Origin of the sequence: Mesorhizobium kowhaii (assembly GCF_042431665.1) — a bacterium.
Lineage (GTDB): Bacteria > Pseudomonadota > Alphaproteobacteria > Rhizobiales > Rhizobiaceae > Mesorhizobium > Mesorhizobium kowhaii.
The window spans coordinates 1-845 of record NZ_JBHLYT010000230.1; the positions used below are offsets into that span (position 1 = coordinate 1).

Here is an 845-nt window from a genome sequence, read left to right on the forward strand (position 1 = left end):
GATGAATCATGGGGCTGTAACGGTTGGGAAAGCGGCTGTTTTTGTGCTCTGCTGCTTGCCATGGTTCTACCGGATCTTGCCCTTCCCGACGACGTTGATGCGCTTAAGGCGATGATCCTTTCCATGGCTCGCGAGCAGGCTGCGAGCGAGGCCCGGATCGCAGTCGCCGAAGCTCGGATCGCAGCATCTGAGGCGGAGGTCGCCCGGCTGAAAGCCGTCGAGAAAAGCGCCAACGAGCGTATTGCCAACCTCACGTCGATCCTGAAAGTTTTGCAGCGCACGCAACATGGCACGCGTTCCGAGCGGCTACGCCTGGCCATCGACGACGAGCAGGCCTCCTTTGTCTTCGAGGAGGTCGAGACCGGCCTTTCGGCGATCCGGAGCGAACTTGCTCACGCGGTCGGGGACAAGCCGAAGCGTGCCCCGCGCCCGCGCAAGGGTTTTGCCGCCCACCTCGAACGCATCGAGGAGGTTATAGAGCCGGAAATCCCGGCCGACTGCGAGGAGTTGGAAAAGGTTCTGATCGGCGAGGATCGATCCGAGCGGCTGGACGTCGCGCCGCCGAAGTTCCGGGTCATCGTCACGCGCCGTCCCAAATACGCTTTCCGGGGCCGTGACGGCGTGGTCCAGGCTCTGGCGCCGGCGCACATCGTTGAAAGCGGCCTGCCGACGGAGCGGTTGCTCGCCTATATCGCTGTCTCGAAATACGCCGACGGCCTTCCGCTTTACCGGCAGGAGGCAATCTATCTGCGCGACGGTGTCGAGATCAGCCGGTCGCTGATGGCGCAGTGGATGGGACATCTGGGCTTTGAATTGCAGATGCTCGCCGATTATATCCTGGAGCG

1 protein-coding gene is annotated in these 845 nt (G+C 62.4%); it reads left to right on the forward strand.

Annotated features, from left to right (window positions below; all coding sequences use genetic code 11):
• Nucleotides 1–60 precede the first annotated feature (60 nt).
• A partial coding sequence (locus ACFFNA_RS39820; RefSeq protein ID WP_378925838.1) for an IS66 family transposase occupies nucleotides 61–845 on the forward strand: 785 nt, incomplete at its 3' end.